The organism is Collinsella sp. AM13-34, from assembly GCF_003473055.1.
Taxonomy (GTDB): Bacteria; Actinomycetota; Coriobacteriia; order Coriobacteriales; family Coriobacteriaceae; genus Collinsella.
Genome location: NZ_QRLE01000023.1, coordinates 1 through 2,338, shown reverse-complemented (window position 1 = coordinate 2,338; position 2,338 = coordinate 1). Strand labels below are relative to the sequence as shown.

Here is a 2,338-nt window from a genome sequence, read left to right as displayed (position 1 = left end):
CGCGTCTACGCCATGACCAAGCCCGAGGGCCCCATCGGCCAGGCTGTCGGCGCCGAGAACTGCGTCGCCATGGCTTCTGACCATGGTTCGGGCGGCTGCGAGAAGGGCTACTACCTCGCCGACTGCTTCGGCCTGCGCCTGCTCAACCGCCGCGGCTGCTTCCCCAAGTTCGATCTGTTTATCGAGCAGACCAAGGACATCTGGAAGGACATGCTCGATATCCGCAAGCGCTTCGAGCCGCGCGCCGAGGAGCTCGCCAAGAAGTACGCCCTGGCCCCCTACACCATGTTCATCGGCTCCGGCGCCCTGTGGGGCGAGACCATCCTGTTCTCGATGTGCATCCTGGAGGAGATGCAGTGGAAGCGCACCCGCTACATCACCTCGGCCGACTTCTTCCACGGCACCCTCGAGCTCGTGGAGCCCGGCGTCCCGGTCTTCCTGTTCATGGGCGAGGACGAGAACCGCAAGCTCGACGAGCGCGTCCGCGCCTTCCTGACCCGCGGTGTGACCGGCGACACCGACATCAACATCATCGACACCGCCGAGTTCGCGATCCCCGGCCTTGACGACGAGTTCCGCGTCATCGTGTCTCCGTGGATTCTGACGGTGCTCGTTACCGACCGCCTGGCTCGCTACTACGAGACGGTCACCAAGCACAACCTCAAGTATCGTCGCTACTATCACCAGTTCGACTACTAAAGAAAACGGGTGCGGGAACGCGCCGGGCTATTGAGAGGAACACAGAATGAGGCAGTACATCATCGCCAGCCATGCGCACTTCGCTACCGGCATCAAGGAGAGTGTCGAGCTGCTCTCGGGCGCTCGCGACAACGTCCACGATCTTTCGATGTTCGTCGATGACCGCATGGACGTGGCCGAGGAGGCCCAAAAACTGCTGGCAGGCATGGCTGCCGACGATGATGTCGTTGTCTGCACCGACCTCTTTGGCGGCAGCGTCAACAACGAGTTCACCAAGATCGTCCAGACGCGTCCCCGCACGTACCTCGTTACCAACATGAACCTTCCTCTGCTTATCCAGCTGCTGTTTTCTGACGAGTCGGCGCCGGTTGAGGAGACGATTCGCGCCATCGTCGCTGCGGACGATACGCGCGTGAAGTTTGTCAACGATCTTTTGGTCGATGACGAAGAGGAAGAAGAGTTCTAATCCGCAGCACCTACTGACACGCCGTAAGACGGCACAAGACCTTTGGGGGGTCACATTATGATTCAGCTACTTCGCGTCGACCATCGCCTGCTTCATGGCCAGGTCGCGGTCTCTTGGGTCCAGGGCCTTGGCTCCAACTGCATCTTCTGCGTGGGCGATAAGGTCGCCAACGACCCGGTGTGGAAGACGACGCTCAAGATGGGCAAGCCTGCCGGCTGCAAGCTCGTCATCAAGGATATGGCGAATGCCATCGAGGCCATTAACTCGGGTGTGACTGACAAATACAAGATGATTATCTGTGTCGCCACCATCGCTGAGGCAAAGCAGCTTGTTGAAGGCTGCCCGCAGATCAAGTCGGTCAACCTGGGCAACACCAAGCCCAAGGACGAGAAGCGCCCCGATGCTCGTCAGGTCTCTCGTCAGATCTTCCTGACTGCAGCCGAGGAGGCCGATGTGCGTGAGATGCTGAACAACGGCGTCGAGGTCGAGATCCGTCCTCTGGCCGATGACCCCAAGGTTGACTGCGCAAGCGTGCTCTAGGCGTTCAATTTCGAAGAGTCTGAGCTCTTCGTAGTGTCCTATTAGGAAAGGGGGATATATGCTTACCCAAGCAATCCTCATCGGACTTATCGCCGCATTTGGTAAGTTCGACTTCCAGCTCGGTACGCTCTATGCGTTCCGCCCCATCGTCCTGTGCCCGCTCGTGGGCCTGGTGCTGGGGGACCTGCAGTCCGGCCTCGCGATCGGCGCCAGCCTGGAGCTTCTGTTCATGGGCTCGATCTCCATCGGCGCCTACGTGCCGCCTGATGAGACGATCGGCGGCGTGCTCGCCTGCGCCTTCGCTATCCAGTTGGGCCAGAGCACCGAGGCAGCCATCGCGCTCGCTATGCCCATCGCCACGCTGTGCCTTGCCATCAAGAACATCCTCAACGCCGCCCTGCCGATTCTGGTTGACCGCGCTGATGTCTTCTCCGGCCAGGGCAACCTTAAGGGTGTCTATGCGATGCACTTCCTGATCGGTTTGACCGGTATCATCATGGCGTTCCTGCTGTGCTCGCTGTCGTTCTATCTGGGTGCTGACGCCATCCAGGGCATGCTCGACTTCATCCCGCCCTTTGTCCTTGCTGGCTTTGGCGTTGCCGCCAACATCCTGCCGGCCATGGGCTTCGCCAT

4 protein-coding genes are annotated in these 2,338 nt (G+C 60.1%); all 4 read left to right on the top strand.

The features are described 5' to 3' along the window. Positions 1 to 699: SIS domain-containing protein (locus DW151_RS10780; protein WP_233543382.1), on the top strand; the 699-nt coding region annotated here is incomplete at its 5' end. 46 nt (positions 700 to 745) lie between these two features. Beyond that, positions 746 to 1,165 (top strand): PTS sugar transporter subunit IIA, encoded by a 420-nt coding sequence (locus DW151_RS08870; protein ID WP_117565057.1) that lies wholly within the window; start codon positions 746 to 748, stop codon positions 1,163 to 1,165. 57 nt (positions 1,166 to 1,222) lie between these two features. Beyond that, positions 1,223 to 1,705: a PTS sugar transporter subunit IIB gene (locus tag DW151_RS08865; protein ID WP_117565058.1), complete on the top strand. Its 483-nt coding sequence runs from the start codon at positions 1,223 to 1,225 to the stop codon at positions 1,703 to 1,705. A 58-nt stretch (positions 1,706 to 1,763) separates the two neighbouring features. Next, a partial coding sequence (locus DW151_RS08860; protein ID WP_147349536.1) for a PTS sugar transporter subunit IIC occupies positions 1,764 to 2,338 on the top strand: 575 nt, incomplete at its 3' end.